This window comes from Streptomyces sp. AcH 505 (assembly GCF_000818175.1).
In the GTDB taxonomy this organism is placed as follows: domain Bacteria; phylum Actinomycetota; class Actinomycetes; order Streptomycetales; family Streptomycetaceae; genus Streptomyces.
In genome coordinates, this window is sequence record NZ_JTIY01000001.1 from 2,364,801 (window position 1) to 2,367,080 (window position 2,280).

The 2,280-nt window shown below is 75.1% G+C and carries 2 protein-coding genes and 1 pseudogene; all 3 read left to right on the forward strand.

The features are described 5' to 3' along the window. On the forward strand, nucleotides 1–998 hold a 998-nt coding region (locus HY68_RS10940; RefSeq protein WP_241778529.1), incomplete at its 5' end, for a dihydrolipoamide acetyltransferase family protein. An 18-nt stretch (nucleotides 999–1,016) separates the two neighbouring features. After that, nucleotides 1,017–1,886, forward strand: a complete 870-nt coding sequence (locus HY68_RS10945; RefSeq protein WP_041987511.1) for an NTP transferase domain-containing protein — start codon at nucleotides 1,017–1,019, stop codon at nucleotides 1,884–1,886. Then, nucleotides 1,883–2,280: pseudogene (locus HY68_RS10950) on the forward strand (hypothetical protein); the annotation flags it as partial. The gene HY68_RS10945 and the pseudogene HY68_RS10950, both read left to right, overlap by 4 nt.

The following is a 2,280-nucleotide window of genomic DNA, read 5'->3' on the forward strand; positions in this document are numbered from 1 at the left end:
GCGCCGCGAGCCGCGTCGCCGCGCGCCCCACACCCGCGCCTGCACCCGCACCCGCACCCGCGTCTCCGCCCGCGTCTCCGCCCGCGTCCGTGCCTGCCGTGAACGGTACGGCGGTCGGCGCTGCGCCCTCGGGGCCCGTCGCGGTCATCTCGCCGCTCGTGCGGCGGCTCGCCCGGCAGAACGGGCTCGATCTGCGCGCGCTGACCGGCTCGGGCCGCGAGGGACTGATCCTGCGCTCCGACGTCGAGCAGGCGATCGTCCGGGCCGCCGAGGTGCCGCGGGCGCCGCAGCCGTCCACCCCTGCGGCCGGCCAGGTCCGGATCCCGCTGCGCGGGGTGCGCGGCGCGGTCGCCGAGAAGCTCTCCCGCAGCCGGCGGGAGATCCCCGAGGCGACCTGCTGGGTCGACGCCGACGCCACGGAGCTGATGGCGGCCCGTACGGCCATGAACGTGGCCGGCGGTCCGAAGGTCTCGCTCCTGGCGCTGCTCGCCCGGATTTGCACGGCGGCGCTGGCCCGGTACCCGGAGCTCAACTCGTCGGTGGACATGGCGGCGGGGGAGATCGTCCGGTTCTCCGAGGTGCATCTCGGCTTCGCCGCCCAGACCGAGCGCGGCCTCGTCGTCCCCGTCGTCCGTGACGCGCACACCCGCTCCACCGACGCGCTGAGCGCCGAGTTCGGACGGCTGACGGAGGCGGGCCGGTCGGGCACGCTGACCCCGGCCGATCTCACCGGCGGCACGTTCACGCTGAACAACTACGGCGTGTTCGGGGTCGACGGCTCGACGCCGATCATCAATCACCCCGAGGCGGCGATGCTCGGGGTCGGCCGGATCATCCCCAAACCGTGGGTGCACGAGGGCGAGTTGGCGGTCCGTCAGGTCGTCCAGCTCTCGCTCACCTTCGACCACCGCGTCTGCGACGGCGGTACGGCGGGCGGCTTCCTGCGCTTCGTGGCGGACTGCGTCGAACAACCGGCGGTGCTGCTGCGCACGCTGTGACAGGACCATACTTCGGTCATGACCGCGTATGACGCCATCGTGCTGGCCGGAGGGGCCGCCAAGCGGCTCGGCGGCGCCGACAAGCCAGGGGTACGGGTCGGTGGCCGGGCACTGCTCGACCGGGTGCTCGGCGCCTGCGCCGGTGCCGGCCGTACCGTCGTCGTCGGCGGCAGACGGCCCACCGTACGGCCGGTGAGCTGGGCCCGTGAGGAGCCGCCGGGCGGCGGTCCGCTCGCCGCGCTCGAAGCGGGCGTACGGCATGTCGAGGCACCGGCCGTGCTGGTGCTCTCGGCGGACCTCCCGTTCCTCCGGGCGGCGACCGTGGAGCGGCTGATCGGTGCCCTCGCTGCCGGTGACGCCGAGGCGGCGCTGCTGACGGATGCCGAAGGCCGCGACCAGCCGCTGGTCGCCGCGTACCGCACCGAGCCGCTGCGCCGCGAGATCGCGCTGCTGCACACCGAGTACGGCAGCCTCGCCGGGCTGCCACTTCGCCTGCTTCCACCCGAACTTGACCTGGTACGCGTCGAAGCGGGACCGCTGGCCTCGTTCGACTGCGACACCTGGGAGGACATCTCGGCGGCCCGCGCCCGGATCAGGGAGCATGGGACCGTGCTGGACGAATGGATCACCGCAGTCAAGGACGAACTCGGCATCGAGCTGGACGTCGACACGGGCGTACTGCTCGACCTCGCCCGCGACGCCGCGCACGGCGTCGCCCGGCCCGCCGCTCCGCTGACGACCTTTCTGGTCGGTTACGCGGCGGGGCAGGCGAGCGGGGACGGACCGCAGGCGGTCGCCGAGGCCGCCCGTAAGGCGACGGCGCTCGCGCTGCGCTGGGCGGAAGAGGCCGAGGGGGCCGACGGCGCCAAGGGGGACGAATCCGGATGACCGCTCCGGACCGCGGGACGGGGGCCGCGGCCAGGCCCGAGACGGACGGGGTCGAGGAGGCGCTGGCCCTGGTCGGCAGGCGACCACCGGAAGGGCGATCACGGGACGGAAGCGGCTCCGACCCGGAGCGGCATATCGCCCTCCCCTGGGCGGCGGCCCGCGCCGTCGCGCAGCGCTCCGGCCGGCAGGGCGCCACGCCGGACGCGCGGGCCCGCCGGGTGCCGCTCGACCGGGCCATCGGGGAGGTGCTTGCCGAGCCGCTGGCCGCGCTCACCGATCTGCCGTCCTTCGACACCTCCGCCATGGACGGCTGGGCGGTCTCGGGTCCCGGCCCCTGGTCGGTGATCGGCCCCCTCGGCGGCGACAACGACAGCCGCGAGGGCCGTACCGGGCG